Source organism: Alkaliphilus sp. B6464 (assembly GCF_018141165.1).
Classification (GTDB): domain Bacteria; phylum Bacillota; class Clostridia; order Peptostreptococcales; family Natronincolaceae; genus Alkaliphilus_B.
In genome coordinates this window covers 137,833-154,363 of sequence record NZ_CP058557.1, presented here as the reverse complement: position 1 = coordinate 154,363, position 16,531 = coordinate 137,833, and the positions used below count along the sequence as shown (strand labels likewise).

Genomic DNA, 16,531 nt, shown 5'->3' with positions numbered 1-16,531 from the left:
AAAAAATGTACAATATTTGTACCCGTCTGTACAGATATTGTACATTTTTTGTATTTAAAAAAGTATATATTTTTTATCACATTGAATAATGTAGGGCTAAAGCTTTAGTGATTTGTTAAAAAAGTGGCATAAACTTTGCTTATATATAAAGATGTAAAAGTAAAACATATAAAATTTTTGCTATAGTTTGTTAAAAAATTAACCAATAAAGGAGGATATATCATGGAATTTGGTTTCTCGAAAGAGCATGTTCTACTTAAGCAAATGTATAGAGAATTTGCTGAAAATGAAGTAAAACCTTTGGCAGCAGAAATAGATGAAGAAGAGAGGTTTCCTGTAGAAACTATTAACAAAATGGTTAAATCAGGATTTATGGGTATACCATTCCCTAAAAAATATGGTGGAGAAAGTGGAGACAATATTGGATATGCTATAGCTGTCGAAGAACTTTCAAGGGTTTGCGCTACAACAGGAGTTATATTATCTGCCCATGTTTCATTAGGTGCTCATCCTATATACGAGTTTGGAACAGAAGAGCAGAAACAAAAGTATCTAATTCCTCTAGCAAAAGGAGAAAAACTAGGAGCTTTTGCTCTTACGGAGCCTAATGCTGGAACTGATGCTTCTGCACAGCAAACTACAGCCGTACTAGATGGTGACAGTTATATTCTTAATGGATCAAAAATATTTATAACTAATGCAGGATATGCTCAAACCTATATAATTATGGCTATGACAGATAAATCGGCAGGAACTAGAGGAATATCAGCTTTTATAGTAGATGCAGATACAGAAGGATTTACAGTAGGGCCTAAGGAGAAAAAGTTAGGAATTAAAGGATCTTCTACTTGCGAGCTTATATTTGAAAATTGTAGAGTACCTAAGGAAAATCTGATAGGTAAAGAGGGTATGGGATTTAAAGTTGCTATGAAAACCCTTGATGGAGGAAGAATTGGCATAGCAGCCCAAGCTCTAGGAATAGCACAAGGTGCCTTAGATGAAACTATAAGTTATGTTAAAGAAAGAATTCAATTTGGAAAGCCTATATCAGCCTTCCAAAATACACAATTTCAATTGGCAGATATGGCATCAAAGATTGAGGCTTCAAGACTTTTAGTATATAAGGCTGCTTACAATAAGGATAAGGGACTGCCATATTCCTATGAAGCAGCTATGGCTAAATTAGTTGCAGCAGAGACAGCTATGGAAGTTACTACCAAAGCAGTTCAGCTTCATGGTGGATACGGATATACAAGAGAATATCCAGTTGAGAGAATGATGAGAGATGCAAAAATAACAGAAATATATGAAGGTACTTCTGAAGTACAAAGAATGGTAATATCAGCAAGTTTATTAAAATAGGAGGAGGTCTAGATTATGAAAATAGTTGTTTGTATAAAGCAAGTTCCAGATACAACGGAAGTTAAATTAGATCAAAAAACTGGAACCCTTATTCGTGAAGGAGTTCCATCCATAATAAATCCAGATGATAAAAGTGGTCTTGAAGCAGCTTTAAGATTAAAAGATGAGCATGGAGCGGAAGTTACTGTTATTACAATGGGACCTCCCCAAGCAGATTTAGCACTTAGAGAAGCTATTGCTATGGGAGCAGACAGAGCTATACTCCTTACTGATAAAGCTTTTGCAGGAGCTGATACATGGGCCACTTCATCAGCCTTAGCAGGTGCTATTAGAAACATGGAATATGATTTGATTATAGCTGGCAGACAAGCAATAGATGGAGATACCGCTCAGGTTGGACCTCAAATAGCAGAACATTTAAATATTCCATCTGTTACATATGCCTTAGATATGGAACTTGTAGACAAGGGGATAATAGTAAAAAGAGCTTTTGAAGATGGCTATCACAAAATAAAGGTTAATACACCATGTCTTATAACTACACTTAAGGAAATGAATGAAGCAAGATACATGAGGATTTCAGGTATATATGACGCTTATAAAGAAGATAAGGTGGAAGTGTGGACAGTTAATGATATAGAAGTAGATCATAGTAATCTTGGACTTAAAGGTTCTCCTACTAAAGTAAAAAAATCCTTTACTAAGGGAGTTAAGACAGCAGGGAAGGTATTTGATGTAGAAGCTAAAGAAGCGGCTCAAATAATAGTGGATAAATTAAAAGAAAAATATATTATTTCCTAATTATAATTTAGATGATTGGAGGGAGATTAATGAGTTTAGCAGATTACAAAGGTGTTTTAGTATATATTGAGCAAAGAAATAGAGAAATTCAAAAGGTTTCTATTGAGCTATTAGGGAAAGGAAAAGAAATCGCAGATAAGCTTGGGGAAAAGTTAAGTGCAGTAATTATCGGTTATGATGTTAAAAATCTGGCACAGGAGTTAATATATTATGGAGCTGAAAGAGTAATAGTTGTTGACGATAAAATTCTTGAAAATTTTATTACAGAGCCATATACAAAGGCTTTTACAGCAGTTATTAATGAAGAAAAGCCAGAAGTTGTATTGGTAGGTGCTACTTCTATAGGGAGAGATTTAGCTCCTAGAGTTTCTGCAAGAATCCATACAGGACTTACGGCTGATTGTACTTCGTTAGATATAGATAAGGAAACAAAACAGCTACTTATGACAAGACCAGCATTTGGTGGAAATATAATGGCGACAATAATATGTCCTGACCATAGACCACAGATGTCTACAGTAAGACCTGGGGTTATGCTAAAACCTCATAAGGATACAAGTAGAACAGGGGAGATTATAAACTTTGATGCTGGATTACTTCCTACTGATTTAAATATAGAAATTCTTGAGATTGTAAAAGAAGACAAAAAGAAGGTTAATATAGAAGATGCTAAATTACTTATATCTGCCGGTAGAGGTATAGGTTCAAAAGAAAATATGGCTTATTTATATGAACTGGCAGAAGAACTCAAAGGAGAAGTATCGGGATCTCGTGCAGTAATAGACAATGGATGGCTTGACAAAGAAAGACAAGTAGGTCAGACTGGAAGAACTGTAAGACCAGACCTATACTTTGCTTGTGGTATATCTGGAGCTATACAGCACGTTGCTGGTATGGAGGAATCAGAGCTTATAATAGCTATAAACAAAAATCCTGATGCTGCAATATTTGAAGTTGCAGATATTGGAATAGTAGGAGATGTTTCAAAAGTAATACCACTTCTTACTGAGGAAATAAAAAAACTTAAATTTGAATAATAAGAATGATAATAAAGAATCCAGCTTATGTTGGCCCTGGATAGAGCATTATAAATCTAAAATTAAGCGAATTGGCAGTTGTCAACATGGATTGTCAAATGAAAAGCTCAACGCATGATTTAACTTGCGTTGAGCTTTTCATTTATTACCATTCAATGTACATCATCGTCACTTCTTCCCAAAATTGACAGAAGAGCATTACAAAATTCAATGGGCTTATCGAGCATTGTCGCGTGACCTGCACCAGATATGGAGTAAAACCCCTTTTTGGGTGCAGTAATTGTGTGGTAATATTCTGCCACAATGGGATAAGGTGTCTGCCAATCCTCAGTGCCGTGTATATAAAATATCGGCACCTGATATGTCGTTACTGTATTTAGGTTGAGTGTTCCAAAAAGCTCTTGGAAAATAAGTGACTGTCCATGCGAGATACCATCTATATCTGCAAAAATCAGATACCGTAAATCTTTCAGGCTGTAAAACGGTGATGTTGCAGCAGAAATAATGAGCTTAGCAGTCGGACTAGCTGCAAGGCCGTATTTCCCTTGGATTTTTCGGAGCGTGGATAGTTTGTTTTTCATATCCTGATTGAACACTTTGGTAGGGTATGGCTCCAGTGATTCCAATGCTTGAATATCTTTTTTACATTCGGCAGATATGGCATTTTCCAGTGCTTTCTCAAACCCTATCCGTTCATTTTCAAGCATATTGACAACTTGCCCAACTCCGATATAACCTGATACCAATTGGGGATATTGGTGAACAAATAGACTGCCTAAAACACTTCCCCAGGAATGACCCATAATCCAAATTTTTTCTTTTCCATATTTCTCTTTTAAATATAAAACAATTTCATGTGTGTCTGATATGAGTTGTTTTATTGTCGTGGTTGGTGTAACTTCTTTTGAAATATTTTGATAAAAAGTTTTACCACTGTTCCTTTGTTCCCAATGCACTACTGTAACGTATTTTTCCCACGGTAATTGAAAGTCTTGCGCAAATGGCAGCATGGGAGAGCCAGGGCCACCATGTAAAAATAACATTACTGGATTATGTATGTTCTCACTGCGATGATACAAATATTGCTGGATATTTCCAATTGTTACATACTCCCCAAAGTCTATACCTGAAGGCTGTTTTATAGATACTCTGGATTTTTTCTTTCTCTTTCTTTTTGTGATCAGCAAGCAGATCAGCCCAAAAACAAATAGGAAAATAAAAGCGCCCGTTATGATAAAGACAACTTTCATTAGCTGTCTTCTCCTGCGATATATTCGGCTATAGCAGTCACAAGAATATCTAAAGCCTTCTGCCTACCTTCAGAATAGAAACTATTACTGTTGGAAGCGACGAAACTAAGGGCATCCATAAGCTGTGATAGTACATTGACATCGCAAACTGTTTCATCTATTTCAAAAATTTCAGATGTTCGTTTGAAGTAGTCTTTTGCCTTTTCATTTTCCTTTTCATATATTTCACTCGGCAGTCTATGTAAAAGGTTTTCGAGATCAGTTGGCGAAACATACAAAATGATACTATCGGGTGCCAGATATATTTCTTTCGCCGCTTTTATTGCTTTTTCCCTCTTGTCAATATTCTCGCCTTTCAATGCCTCAATGCGGTTAAACATATTGGTTTCACAACGTTTTACAATATCATAAAGCAGTTCTTCTTTGGAATCATAGTACAAATAGAATGAGCCTTTACCGATACCTGCTGCTTTCGTAATGTCCTCGACAGTGACCTTTTTTATACCCTTTTGTCTGATTAAGTCTACACCTTTCTCAAACATTAACCCTTTGATTCTCTGTTTTTCATTTTCGCTTACTATTTTGGGCATAGAGCTCTCCTTTCGCATTTTTATTGACTATTTTTATTATTTTTGGTCATTTATATTTTAAATCAATTACATCGACATGTCAACAAATTTTATGACTTTTAAACCATAAACGTCCAATTCGCATGAACAAAAAGAAGAAACGGTGTAGCTATATAGCAACACCGCTTCAAACATATACTGTTTTACCTAGCCTCACCGTAAGCTGGGTTTTTTATTTAATCTAATTTCTTTAAAAACTTTGTGGAACATAACCTCATATAGTCTAGGATTTTATTTCAACTATTTTATTAAACTCTAAAGTTTTTTTTACATCTATAATCCTTTGGTTAGCAGATCCTATAAATTTTAAATCTGCTTTCTTTTTAGTTTTGTCATACTTTCCATCTACTATAACATCTGAATGTTTGAGTAACATATCCCAATCTTTTTTGTGGTCTATTTTCTCTAATATTTTTTCATATCGATATCCAGTATAAGTAGCAACATTTAATCCCATTTCTTTTACTAATTTTGCAAGCATTCCAAATGTATGTGCCTGCTCAAAGGGGTCACCACCACTAAAGGTAACTCCGTCTAATAGTGGGTTTTTTCTAATGGTTTCAATTATCTCATCTATTGAAATAAGATATCCACCTTCGAAAGAATGGGTTTCAGGATTATGACATCCTAAGCAATTATGCTTACAACCTTGTGCAAAAACTACTAATCTAATACCCGGTCCATCTACTATTGATTCATTAATAATTCCAGAGATTCTTAAAAAATTATTCATTATCATCACCTTCAGTTATTAGAATAGATTATATATGTTTGACTCTGTCTTTTTCTTCTTCTTTTTTAGCGTCATTAAATCTATCTAATGTTCCTACTAGATATCCAGTAATACGTCGTATCCTTTCGAATTTTATAGCTCCTTCTTCTCTTCCACATTTAGGACATGTGTCTCCAATTATACCTGTATAACCACAAATTGTATCTCTGTCTATCGGATGATTTATTGAACCATAGCCAATACCTAGTTCTTTCATTGCTCTAACTATTTTTTCAAATGCTTCTAAATTGTTAGATGGATCTCCATCCAACTCTACATATGTTATATGTCCAGCATTTGTCAACTCATGGTAAGGAGCCTCAATTCTTATTTTATCGTAGGCGTTTAATTTATAATGAACAGGAACATGAAAACTATTAGTATAATATTTTCTATCTGTTACCCCTTTTATTTCTCCAAATATTTCTTTGTCTATTTTTACAAATCTACCTGCTGTTCCTTCAGCTGGAGTAGCAATCAAAGTAAAGTTAAGTTTGTGGTCTTGACTCGCCTGATCCATTCTTTTTCGCATATGTGTAATTATTTGTAGTCCAAGTTCTTGAGAAGTTTCTGACTCCCCATGGTGGTTACCAGTTAGTACTACTAAGCATTCGGCTAATCCAATAAATCCAGTTGTTAACGTTCCATGTTTTAAAACTTCTCTTATTTCATCTTCTTTATTTAATTTGTCAGCACCTATCCATACTCCTTCTCCCATAAGGAATGGAAAGTTTTTTACTTTCTTTCTTGCCTGAATTTCAAATCTTTCTAATAGCTGTTCTACAACTTTATCGATTCTATTGTCTAATTCCTTAAAGAAAATATCCAGATTACCTTTGCTATTTAAGGCTAGTCTTGGTAAATTAATAGTCGTAAAACTTAGATTTCCTCTTCCAAAGGTAATTTCTTGCAACGGATCGAAAGTATTTCCAATAACTCTTGTTCTGCACCCCATATAAGCTACTTCTGTTTCTGGATGTCCTTTTTTATAATATTGTAGATTGAATGGTGCATCAATAAAAGAAAAATTAGGAAATAATCTTTTGGCACTTACTCTGCAAGCTAACTTAAAAAGATCGTAATTTGTATCTTCTAAATTATAATTAATACCTTCTTTAACTTTAAAAATCTGTATTGGAAATATTGCGGTTTCACCGTTTCCTAAGCCTGCTTCAGTTGCTAGAAGAAGGTTTTTTATAACCAGTCTTCCTTCAGGAGACTCATCTAAGCCATAGTTAATAGAGCTAAATGGAATTTGAGCTCCTGCTCTGCTATGCATAGTATTTAAGTTATGTATAAGTGCTTCCATTGCTTGATATGTTCTTTTTTCTGTTTCCTTTATTGCATTTTCTGTAGCAAAATTTTGTGCTTTTTTGATAATAGCATCATCTTCAATATGATTTTTCAGTAATAAATATTCATGATGTTGGTAGCCATTATCATTTGCTAAACAAGGAGAAATACTATGCTCTAGTTTTATTGTATGTACAATATTATCAATTATTTGATCCATATTATTTGCATTTATAAGTAGTTCTAAGGCTTTTGTAAGGTTTTGCTTATATAGCTTAATATAGGTCTTAGTAACACCAGGAGCCATACCATAGTCGAAGTTAGGAATACTCTGACCTCCATGTTGATCATTCTGATTAGATTGTATAGCTATACATGCAAGAGCAGCATAACTAATAACATCATTAGGTACTCTTAGATTTCCATGTCCAGTACAAAAACCTTTATTAAATAATCTATTTATATCTATTTGACAACATGTGGTTGTCAGTGTTAAAAAGTCTAAATCATGGATATGAATATCTCCATTATTATGTAGTTTAGAATGTTCCGGATTTAATATAAACATTTCATAGAACTGCTTAGCGCTTTCTGTACCATATTTAAGCATGGTTCCCATAGCTGTGTCACCATCAATATTAGCATTTTCTCTTTTTAAATCGCTATCTTTTGATTCTTTAAAAGTTATATCTTCCATTACTTTCATAAGTCTAGTATTCATCTCACGTAATTTTGTACGTTCAGAACGATATAGTATATAATTTTTTGCTATCTGAGGCATATTATTTTCTATTAATATTTGCTCTACAATATCTTGTATCTCTTCAACATTTGGAGTACTATCACTAAATCTATCCAATAGGTTTTTTACAACCTGTTCTGCTAAAGTTACTGTTTCATCATAAGAATTAGTTCCAACAGACATGCTAGCTTTATAAATAGCGTTGGTAATTTTCTCCATGTTAAACAATACTTCTCTTCCATCTCTTTTCCTTACTTTTGTAATCATAGCTGACCTCCATAAAATAATAATAAAACCCCTCAAAATGAATCAAGGGGATAAAATATAATAATCAATACTCATTACTAATACAACATTTTTAGGATAAGTATAAAAGTTATTCTAATAACTTATTCCCAATATATTGTAATTTATATTCTATCACATACTATATATGGTATCAATAGATTTTATTTTATAAATAAATATAGGATATGTAAAGACTTATAAAGGCCCATAAAGATCTTATTTTTAAAAATACAGAACATACGTTTGCAAACCTTTATAGAATATAGTAAAATGGTAAAATAGAGTAAAACGAGATTAAAATGAAATAAAAATGAGAGTAAAATGTTAGTAACAAAAAAATATCTGGGGTGGTTTTATGGATGTATTCGAAAAATTAAAGATATTATCAGATGCTGCAAAATATGATGTTTCTTGTTCTTCAAGTGGAAGCAATAGAAAAAGTAAAAAAGAAGGTTTAGGGAATGCCAGTGTAAGTGGAATATGCCATAGTTGGTCCGATGATGGTAGATGTATTTCTCTTTTAAAGATACTATTTACTAATGATTGTATATATAATTGTGTCTACTGTATAAATAGATGCACAAATGACCTACCTAGAGCAATGTTTACTCCTGAAGAAGTAGCAGATTTAACTATAAACTTTTATAAAAGGAACTATATTGAAGGTCTTTTTTTAAGTTCAGCAGTCTATAGAAATCCTAATTATACTATGGAACTTTTAGGTAAGACTGTTAAGAAACTTCGAGAAGAACAAAATTTTAATGGATATATTCATCTAAAAGCTATTCCGGGGGCAGATAAAGAAATAATTGAAAAAGCAGGGATGTATGCAGATAGAATGAGTGTAAATATCGAATTACCTTCTAGTGAAGGATTAAGGTCATTAGCACCTCAAAAAAATAAAGAAAGTATATTAAGACCTATGAACTTTATAAATAGCAGGATGCACCAATCTATTGAAGAAATAAAGACGTTTAAATATGCTGAAAAGTTTGTTCCAGCAGGACAGACTACTCAACTTATTGTTGGTGCTACTAGAGATGATGATTTAAAAATATTAAAGCTTTCAGAAGGATTATATAAAGGATATAAACTAAAAAGAGTGTATTACTCAGCTTATGTTCCTGTGACAAACAGTCCTAATTTGCCAGCTATTTCATCGCCGCCTTTTTTGAGAGAAAATAGACTATATCAAGCTGATTGGCTGTTAAGGTTTTATGGTTATAATGCAGATGAGCTTCTAGATGAAAGTAAACCAAATTTTGATTTAGAAATAGATCCAAAATGCGACTGGGCTTTAAGAAATATTAATTTATTTCCAGTAGAAATAAATAAAGCAGATTATAATATGTTACTCAGAATTCCTGGGATAGGAGTAAAATCAGCTATGAGAATAGTTTCAGCAAGGAAATTTGCTTCCTTAGATTTTGATCATCTAAGAAAGCTAGGAGTTGTATTAAAGAGAGCTAAATATTTTATTACATGTAAAGGTAAATATTATGGACTAAAAACCATGGATGGTGAAAATATAAGAAAACATTTAGTCTCAGAAATAAAAGGGAAGGAAAGTACAAATGGAATTGAACAGTTGTCTATTTTTTCTCTGTATCCTAATCTTATTATCAACAATAATAAAACAATAGTGACAGGAGCATTTCAATGATTTACTACATATATGATGGAAGTTTTGATGGTATTTTAACAGCTATATATGATGCTTACTATAGAAGGGAAACTCCAGAAAAAATAGTTTCTGAAGATGATTTCCAAGAAAGTTTTTTAATTAATAAGATATATATTAAAACCGATAGAGAAAAAGCAGACAAAGTATATAATGCAATAGAAACAAAGATTTCTAACCAAGCTTTGAAAAATGTATTTTATGTATACTTATCTGAAAGGACAGATAGAGGAACTATTATATATCATTATTTAAAGCTTGGCTGGAAAATTGGGATAGATATAGATTTAAATCTTACTAATAATAATGTATTATTATTACAGAACATATGTCAAAGTGTGTCTAAAGAAAGACACTTCATGTTAGGATTAGTTCGTTTTAGAGAACTCAAAAATAATATATTGTACGCACCTATAGAGCCCGAATACAATGTAATTGGATTGATTGGCCAGCACTTTTCTAATAGAATATCTAATGAAAACTGGATTATACATGACGTAAACAGAAATATTGCGGCCATTTATAATAAACAGGAATGGATAGTAATAGAGTTAGAAATGAATCCAACAATTGAATTACATAAAGATGAAGAAACCTACCAAAGGCTTTGGAAAGAATACTTTAATAATATATCTATTAAAAACAAAGTAAATCCAAGACTACAAAAAAGGAATATGCCTATGAAATATTGGAAGTATCTTATAGAAAAATAGTTATTGTATTGGATTTTAGTTTTAATTTATTAATACTATAATATTAAGAGGTGGTATAAATGGCAGCAACATTTGAAAATGACTGGGAAGAGTTATTAAAAGAAGAGTTTGAAAAAGAATACTATAAAAAATTAAGAATGTTTTTAATTCAAGAGTATAAAACAAAGGTTATATACCCAGATATGTACAATATTTTTAATGCTCTTCATTATACTTCCTATAAAGATGTAAAGGTAGTTATATTAGGCCAGGATCCTTATCATGGACCAAATCAAGCTCATGGTCTTAGTTTTTCAGTAAAGCCTGGAGTTCCAGCTCCACCATCTTTAGTAAACATATATAAAGAGCTAAAGGAAGACTTGGGATGCTATATTCCAAACAACGGTTATCTTAAAAAGTGGGCTGACCAAGGTGTTCTTTTGTTAAATACGGCATTGACAGTAAGAGGTGGAGAAGCTAATTCCCATAAAGGAATTGGATGGGAAATGTTCACAGATAATATAATAAATTTATTAAATATAAGAAAAGATCCTATAGTATTTATATTGTGGGGAAATAACGCCATTAGTAAAGAGAAACTAATAACTAACTCTAATCATCATATAGTTAAATCTACACATCCTAGTCCATTATCAGCTAGTAGAGGATTTTTTGGCTCTAGACCTTTTTCGAAAACAAATGAATTTCTAAAATTGATAGGAAAAGACTCTATAGACTGGCAAATAGAAAATATATGATTAATATAGGTTTAGATGGGTATTCTTAAAGTAAATGAAATAAATTAAGACTTAATTATTGAGTGCTATAAATATCTAGATATATGATAAAAATTTAAATTAATATACATGTGAAGGGAGATCATATTATGACAGATAAAAGGAAAGATTTTGTAACAATGGGAGGAAATCCTGTTACAATTATAGGAAAAGAAGTAAAGGTAGGAGATAAGGCACCAGATTTTACAGTACTTACAAATGATTTGAAGCCATTTTCTCTAAAAGATGCAGGAGATAACATAAAGATTATTAGTGTTGTTCCTTCTCTAGATACAGGTGTATGTGAATTTCAAACTACACACTTTAATCAAGAAGCATCAGAACTAGGAGATGTTCGCATACTTACTATCAGTGTAGATCTACCATTTGCGCAGAAAAGATTCTGTGGAGCTAAGGGGATAGACAAAGTAATTACTTTATCTGACCACAAAGACCTATCTTTTGGAATGAATTATGGATTTGTTATAGAAGAATTGAGATTGCTTAGCAGAGGAATTGTAATTCTAGATAAAAACAATGTTGTTAAGTATGTAGAATATGTAAAGGAAGTAGGAGAACATCCAGATTACGATAAGGCCATAGAAGAAGCTAAAAAATTAATATAATGTAGAAGATTACATATAATGCAGAGTATTTTACAGGATATATTTAAGTAACGATATAGATTTAAAATAACTTATTAAGAAGCTATGAGAAGAATTATTCTTATGGCTTTTTTCATTATATAAAATAAATTATGGCAACAGTATAATTATAACAAAAAATTAATTTCCGTTAAAAACGTTGACGAGGAAACAAAGAAATGATATTATTGTTTCATTGGAAACAATAAGGAGGCATTTTAAAGTGGATAATATTAATATTATCATGAGGAGTTTTAAAGAAATATATGAAAAAGAAGAAACTTTAGGAAAGCTAGCATTTAAGGGTGAATATGAAAAGTATGGAGTTTCAGAAATACATTGTTTAGATTTCATAGGAAAAGTAAGAGATGCTAACGTTACTAAAATATCTCAAAGTATGAATATGACGAGAGGTGCTATAAGTAAGATTAGCAAAAAACTTTTGAATAGTAATCTTATCGATAAGTATAAGAAGCCTGATAATGATAAGGAAAAATATTTTAAGTTAACAAAATTAGGTGAAATGTTATATAAACATCATGAAATAAAACATAAGCAGTGGGAAGAAAGAAATAATAAGTTTTTTAAAAATATAGATAAAAAAGATCAAGAAATTGTAGCTAATTTCTTAAAAAAATTTAATAGCTATTTGGATGAACTAATAGAATCACAAGGAGAGATATAGTATGAATTTGCATTTAAAGGAATTTAGTATTCCGCAGGAAATATTAAAATGGGGAGATTCACAACCAGCACATCAAAGACAACATATAGGAACTCATATAGATTGTTACAATCTATCAAATATAGAGTTACCATCAGAAATAAATGTTAAAGTAATAGATGTCAGGAAATTAGATGTTATAGATGTTACTATATTGGAAAATATTAAAATAGAAGAAAACTCATTTGTAATATTTAGAACAGGATATTTAGAGCAATATGGGTATGGAAGCGAAGAATATTTTAATTCTAAAGAAAGTCCTTATTTAACAAATGAAATTATAGATAAATTATTAGATTTAAATACAAAACTAATAGGAATAGATTTAACTGGAATACAGCATGGCAAAAATCATGTAGCAATAGATAAGTATGTTGAGAATAGAAAGTGTTATGTTGTAGAAAATATATGTAACTTAGATAAAGTTCCTTCTGATTTTAAAGTAAATCTAAAATGGTTTCAGTTAAAAGATGCTACAGCAATAAAGGTTGAGATTGAAACTATATAAAAAATAGTAAATTTCATTGGAATTCCAGTATTATTTTGGCTATAGATATAAAATTATACTTCTTTATTACTTAATATTACATTAGGTTACAGATCTTTTTTTCTATAATAAAACATAAATACATATACAAGCTTACAATGTAAATTGAGTCTACTTTGATAAAATAATTTATTCTTTCCAAAATTATAGTATAATAAAGAAGTATGCACTAATTTATATACTAAAATATTTAATAAGGGGGTATTTTGTGAACATTTTATTAATTTCAGGAATAATTTTACTAACATGTGCCATTTCTAGTAAAGTACTATATAGATATGGTATACCCACTCTTGCTATGTTTCTTGCAATGGGAATGATAATGGGGTCGGAAGGTATAGGTGGTGTTTATTTTGACAACGCCCAGCTAGCTACAAGTATAAGTAACTTAGGACTAGTATTTATTATGTTTTCAGGAGGATTTGGTACTAACTGGAAAACAGCGAAGCCAGTAGCTTTTTCATCAGCCGTACTTGCTACTTTTGGTGTTGCATTAACAGCACTTCTAATAGGTATATTTAGCCATTTTGTACTTGGATTAACTTTTCTCGAAGGAATGCTATTAGGTTCCATCATATCATCTACAGATGCTGCATCTGTTTTCTCAATTTTAAGATCAAAGAAATTAGATTTAAAAAATGGGCTTGCTCCAATGCTCGAAATGGAAAGTGGATCTAACGATCCAATGGCCTATATGCTAACTACTATATTTTTAGGGTTAATTTTAGGTAAAGGTGAAAATGTATTTTTGCTTTTAGCTACACAAATAGCCCTAGGATTAATAGTTGGTGCTATTGTAGGTAAGCTCGCAGTATGGCTTATTAACAATATAAAGCTAGATATAGATGGGCTGTATTCTATTATTGTTATAGGTGTTGCACTTTTATCTTTTGCTTTAGCAGAGCTATTTGCTGGGAATGGATTTTTAGCTGTTTATATTACGGGGATTATTATGGGTAACAGCAGGTTGGTGCACAAGGTTAGTTTAGTTAGATATTTTGATGGACTATCTTGGCTTATGCAAATACTACTCTTTTTTACCCTTGGCTTATTAGTTTTCCCATCGAGATTACTTAATGTAATTTTACCTGGTATTGCAACGGCTATATTTATTATATTTGTTGCACGACCTATCGCAGTTTTTCTTATACTAAGTATTTTTAAAAGACCTATTAAGGATCAATTACTTGTATCTTGGGTAGGCTTCCGTGGAGCGGCAGCTATTGTATTTGCCACATACCCTTTAACTGCTGGCTTGGCTGTTGCTGATTATATATTTAATATTGTATTTTTTGTTGCAGTAGTATCGGTTTTAGTGCAGGGGACGCTTTTTATTCCTATAGCTAAAAAACTAAATTTAATTGGGTCAGAGGAAACTGTATTAAAAACATTTACTGACTATTCTGGAGAAATCCATGCCGAACTATTAGAGGTTAAAATTCCTGAAGGTAGTAATATTGCAAACAAAACTATAATGGATCTAGATATTCCTATGGATATTTTAATAGTAATGGTCAGACGTAATGGGAAAATAATTACTCCTAGAGGTGCAACCGAAATTAAAGCTGGAGACATTATGATGTTAGCTGGCGGTAATAGAGAGCAGCTTATGTCTATGGATGAAAAAATAAAGAGTTCTTTTAATTTTTAAAATTAGTTTTTAAATTTTCTGACTTTATAGTTGATTATAGAGTAAACTTAATGATATAATTTACTTGTTTGGCAAGCTTTGCAATAATTATCGAGTATAGTCCCAGATTTGTTAATTAGGATATATGCTATGCAAAATTTGACCTTATAAATATAAATGGGGGAACAGGTATGGAAGGAATAAAGGAAATAATGAGAGAGAAACAACGTTTAGTAGATGAAATTAAGGATTTAAGCTCTAATTGCCATGACTATAATAAGGAAAAATTAATAAAAGGTAGCAAAGACCTAGATAAGGTAATAGATAAACTTACTAGCATTAAGATGGAATAGTGTTTGTTTAATGAATCACATGACATATTACTAGAATGTAATTATTAATTGATATATAATTGGGATTTTTAAGAAACTAGTTTAAATTATAGGGTATTCACTAATGAGTGGATGCCTTTTTTTATGTAAAATATAATCTGTTACAAAAAATTTAAAATATAGGTGGTACAAATCGAAAAAGTAATGTAAAATATCTTTATAAGGAAAATTCTAAAATTAGAATATTATATAATGAAAAAAATCTATTTTTAGAATTTTCCGAACAAGCCAGTAATGCATTGGCTTATAGAATAAAATGTGGGAGGGATCAGTAATGTTAAAAAAAGTATCATCGATCTTATTAGTATCAGCTTTAGTTACGTCTTTAGTAGCAGGATGTAGTCCGAAACAATCAACAGGTGGATCGGAATCAGGTGGGAAGAAGACTTATATTTCTATAGCTACTGGTGGACCAGCGGGTACTTATTACCCTTTAGGTGGTGCTATGGCTAAAATTTTTAACGAGAATGTAGATGGGGTTACTGCTAATGCCCAATCAACGGGAGCTTCTATTGAGAATATAGGACTAGTATCAAAGGGAGAAACTGAGATAGCTTTTGTGCAAAATGATATAACATATTATGCATTTTCAGGAACGGAAAGTTTTGAAGGTAAGGGAAAAATGGAAAATATTAGAGGTATGGCAATGCTTTACCCTGAATTAGTTCAAATCGTAGCTACAAGTAACTCTGGAATTAAATCTGTAGAAGATTTAAAGGGTAAAAAAGTTGCTATTGGTGCTCCAGGATCTGGTGTAGAGGCTAACGTAAGACAGGTTCTAGCCGCTCATGGGATGACGTATGATGACTTAGGAAAAGCTGACTTCCTATCTTTTAACGAGGCGGCAGATCAGCTAAAAAATAAGCAAATTGATGCAGCTTTTCTTACCGCTGGTGTTCCTACTTCAGCAGTTACTGAAGTAGCTCAAACTTCGAATATCGTTGTTGTACCTATAGCTTCAGAAAAAATTGCGCAATTGGAGAAAGATTATCCATTCTATACAGAAGTTGTAATTCCAAAAGGAACTTATAAAGGACAAGAAGCTGATATAACTACTGCAGCTGTTATGGCAATGCTTGTTGTACCAGAAAATTTAGATGAGAATTTAGCTTATAATCTTACAAAATCTTTATTTGAGAAAAGACAAGTAATTATTGATACTCATACAAGGGGAAATGATATTCAATTAGAAACAGCTTTAAAAGGAATGCCGATCGAAGTTCATCCGGGATCACAAAGATACTATGATGAAAAAGGTGTTAAGTAGTAGA

Annotated in this window: 16 protein-coding genes; 12 read left to right on the top strand and 4 right to left on the bottom strand. The window is 31.8% G+C overall.

Features of this window, described 5'->3' with window-relative positions:
* Positions 1 to 222: 222 nt before the first annotated feature.
* Genes HYG84_RS00745 through HYG84_RS00735 form a run of 3 tightly spaced genes read left to right on the top strand, consistent with a single transcriptional unit; the run spans position 223 to position 3,200 of the window.
* On the top strand, positions 223 to 1,362 hold the full coding sequence (locus HYG84_RS00745) for an acyl-CoA dehydrogenase (protein WP_212379810.1): 1,140 nt from the start codon (positions 223 to 225) through the stop codon (positions 1,360 to 1,362).
* Between the two features lie 15 nt (positions 1,363 to 1,377).
* Complete coding sequence (locus HYG84_RS00740; RefSeq protein ID WP_212379808.1) at positions 1,378 to 2,163, top strand: electron transfer flavoprotein subunit beta/FixA family protein; 786 nt, start codon at positions 1,378 to 1,380, stop codon at positions 2,161 to 2,163.
* Between the two features lie 29 nt (positions 2,164 to 2,192).
* The gene (locus HYG84_RS00735; RefSeq protein ID WP_212379806.1) at positions 2,193 to 3,200 is read left to right on the top strand and encodes an electron transfer flavoprotein subunit alpha/FixB family protein; all 1,008 of its coding nucleotides are present in this window, start codon (positions 2,193 to 2,195) and stop codon (positions 3,198 to 3,200) included.
* A 152-nt stretch (positions 3,201 to 3,352) separates the two neighbouring features.
* On the opposite strand, the gene HYG84_RS00730 is transcribed toward HYG84_RS00735, so the two are convergent.
* The 4 genes from HYG84_RS00730 to HYG84_RS00715 form a co-directional block, all read right to left on the bottom strand.
* Positions 3,353 to 4,450, bottom strand: coding sequence for an alpha/beta fold hydrolase (locus HYG84_RS00730; RefSeq protein ID WP_212379804.1), 1,098 nt, complete (start codon positions 4,448 to 4,450; stop codon positions 3,353 to 3,355).
* Positions 4,450 to 5,040: a TetR/AcrR family transcriptional regulator gene (locus HYG84_RS00725; RefSeq protein WP_212379802.1), complete on the bottom strand. Its 591-nt coding sequence runs from the start codon at positions 5,038 to 5,040 to the stop codon at positions 4,450 to 4,452. Before HYG84_RS00725 ends, HYG84_RS00730 begins: the two co-directional genes overlap by 1 nt.
* Positions 5,041 to 5,302: 262 nt before the next feature.
* Positions 5,303 to 5,812 carry an anaerobic ribonucleoside-triphosphate reductase activating protein gene (nrdG, locus tag HYG84_RS00720; RefSeq protein WP_212379800.1) on the bottom strand — a complete coding sequence of 170 codons (510 nt, stop codon included), beginning with the start codon at positions 5,810 to 5,812 and terminating at the stop codon, positions 5,303 to 5,305.
* 28 nt (positions 5,813 to 5,840) lie between these two features.
* Positions 5,841 to 8,153 carry an anaerobic ribonucleoside triphosphate reductase gene (locus tag HYG84_RS00715; RefSeq protein WP_212379798.1) on the bottom strand — a complete coding sequence of 771 codons (2,313 nt, stop codon included), beginning with the start codon at positions 8,151 to 8,153 and terminating at the stop codon, positions 5,841 to 5,843.
* A 376-nt stretch (positions 8,154 to 8,529) separates the two neighbouring features.
* Between HYG84_RS00715 and HYG84_RS00710 the strand changes: the two genes are divergently transcribed.
* From HYG84_RS00710 to HYG84_RS00670, 9 genes are all read left to right on the top strand, one after another.
* Entirely contained in the window at positions 8,530 to 9,837 is a 1,308-nt protein-coding gene (locus tag HYG84_RS00710; protein ID WP_212379795.1) for a putative DNA modification/repair radical SAM protein, read from the top strand.
* Positions 9,834 to 10,568 (top strand): TIGR03915 family putative DNA repair protein, encoded by a 735-nt coding sequence (locus HYG84_RS00705; protein ID WP_212379793.1) that lies wholly within the window; start codon positions 9,834 to 9,836, stop codon positions 10,566 to 10,568. Before HYG84_RS00710 ends, HYG84_RS00705 begins: the two co-directional genes overlap by 4 nt.
* A gap of 59 nt (positions 10,569 to 10,627) precedes the next feature.
* On the top strand, positions 10,628 to 11,305 hold the full coding sequence (locus tag HYG84_RS00700) for a uracil-DNA glycosylase (protein ID WP_212379791.1): 678 nt from the start codon (positions 10,628 to 10,630) through the stop codon (positions 11,303 to 11,305).
* 128 nt (positions 11,306 to 11,433) lie between these two features.
* On the top strand, positions 11,434 to 11,949 hold the full coding sequence (gene tpx, locus HYG84_RS00695) for a thiol peroxidase (protein WP_212379789.1): 516 nt from the start codon (positions 11,434 to 11,436) through the stop codon (positions 11,947 to 11,949).
* Positions 11,950 to 12,190: 241 nt separating this feature from the next.
* Positions 12,191 to 12,652, top strand: a complete 462-nt coding sequence (locus HYG84_RS00690; protein ID WP_249168683.1) for a MarR family transcriptional regulator — start codon at positions 12,191 to 12,193, stop codon at positions 12,650 to 12,652.
* A gap of 1 nt (position 12,653) precedes the next feature.
* Complete coding sequence (locus HYG84_RS00685) at positions 12,654 to 13,199, top strand: cyclase family protein (RefSeq protein ID WP_212379787.1); 546 nt, start codon at positions 12,654 to 12,656, stop codon at positions 13,197 to 13,199.
* Between the two features lie 247 nt (positions 13,200 to 13,446).
* Positions 13,447 to 14,889, top strand: a complete 1,443-nt coding sequence (locus HYG84_RS00680; protein ID WP_212379785.1) for a potassium/proton antiporter — start codon at positions 13,447 to 13,449, stop codon at positions 14,887 to 14,889.
* Positions 14,890 to 15,059: 170 nt separating this feature from the next.
* Entirely contained in the window at positions 15,060 to 15,221 is a 162-nt protein-coding gene (locus HYG84_RS00675; protein WP_212379783.1) for a hypothetical protein, read from the top strand.
* Positions 15,222 to 15,534: 313 nt separating this feature from the next.
* Positions 15,535 to 16,527, top strand: a complete 993-nt coding sequence (locus tag HYG84_RS00670; protein WP_212379781.1) for a TAXI family TRAP transporter solute-binding subunit — start codon at positions 15,535 to 15,537, stop codon at positions 16,525 to 16,527.
* Positions 16,528 to 16,531 lie beyond the last annotated feature (4 nt).

What these genes read in the sequence shown, in the direction of transcription:
- nrdG (WP_212379800.1), bottom strand. Translation starts at nt 5,812, where the DNA reads ATGAATAATTTTTTAAGAATCTCTGGAATTATTAATGAATCAATAGTA.
- HYG84_RS00745 (WP_212379810.1), top strand. Translation starts at nt 223, where the DNA reads ATGGAATTTGGTTTCTCGAAAGAGCATGTTCTACTTAAGCAAATGTAT.
- HYG84_RS00715 (WP_212379798.1), bottom strand. Translation starts at nt 8,153, where the DNA reads ATGATTACAAAAGTAAGGAAAAGAGATGGAAGAGAAGTATTGTTTAAC.
- HYG84_RS00740 (WP_212379808.1), top strand. Translation starts at nt 1,378, where the DNA reads ATGAAAATAGTTGTTTGTATAAAGCAAGTTCCAGATACAACGGAAGTT.
- HYG84_RS00705 (WP_212379793.1), top strand. Translation starts at nt 9,834, where the DNA reads ATGATTTACTACATATATGATGGAAGTTTTGATGGTATTTTAACAGCT.
- HYG84_RS00670 (WP_212379781.1), top strand. Translation starts at nt 15,535, where the DNA reads ATGTTAAAAAAAGTATCATCGATCTTATTAGTATCAGCTTTAGTTACG.
- HYG84_RS00710 (WP_212379795.1), top strand. Translation starts at nt 8,530, where the DNA reads ATGGATGTATTCGAAAAATTAAAGATATTATCAGATGCTGCAAAATAT.
- HYG84_RS00675 (WP_212379783.1), top strand. Translation starts at nt 15,060, where the DNA reads ATGGAAGGAATAAAGGAAATAATGAGAGAGAAACAACGTTTAGTAGAT.
- HYG84_RS00735 (WP_212379806.1), top strand. Translation starts at nt 2,193, where the DNA reads ATGAGTTTAGCAGATTACAAAGGTGTTTTAGTATATATTGAGCAAAGA.
- HYG84_RS00685 (WP_212379787.1), top strand. Translation starts at nt 12,654, where the DNA reads ATGAATTTGCATTTAAAGGAATTTAGTATTCCGCAGGAAATATTAAAA.
- HYG84_RS00725 (WP_212379802.1), bottom strand. Translation starts at nt 5,040, where the DNA reads ATGCCCAAAATAGTAAGCGAAAATGAAAAACAGAGAATCAAAGGGTTA.
- HYG84_RS00700 (WP_212379791.1), top strand. Translation starts at nt 10,628, where the DNA reads ATGGCAGCAACATTTGAAAATGACTGGGAAGAGTTATTAAAAGAAGAG.
- HYG84_RS00730 (WP_212379804.1), bottom strand. Translation starts at nt 4,450, where the DNA reads ATGAAAGTTGTCTTTATCATAACGGGCGCTTTTATTTTCCTATTTGTT.
- tpx (WP_212379789.1), top strand. Translation starts at nt 11,434, where the DNA reads ATGACAGATAAAAGGAAAGATTTTGTAACAATGGGAGGAAATCCTGTT.